Annotated in this window: 1 pseudogene; it reads right to left on the bottom strand. The window is 47.1% G+C overall.

What is annotated here, in order from left to right:
- Nucleotides 1–297, bottom strand: a pseudogene (locus tag ACFINS_RS10835) (hypothetical protein); the annotation flags it as partial.

The raw sequence follows: 297 nt of genomic DNA, 5'->3' as shown, positions 1-297 counted from the left end.
ATCACCCCCAGCATTGATCGAAGAGCCAACGGCTCGCGAGGCTTGCATATCCACTTTAAGATTTGTACCCTGAAGATGATACTCCATCTCATCAGATTTGGTATCTATCGTGATATTCCCTTGAGCACCAAGAGCAACATTGCCCTTCGCATCGATATCGGACGCAAAAACACGGATATCTTTTCCAGAGAGAACAGTGGTCTCTTTTCCAGAACTTAAATAAGAGCCATTATGCACAGCAACATGGGAGGTGTGATCCCCCCGATAGCTATTGGCACTGTTGCGCGTGGCATCAAG

Source organism: Bartonella sp. AA2SXKL, from assembly GCF_042197205.1.
Classification (GTDB): domain Bacteria; phylum Pseudomonadota; class Alphaproteobacteria; order Rhizobiales; family Rhizobiaceae; genus Bartonella.
This window is presented reverse-complemented; position numbering and strand designations above follow the sequence as displayed.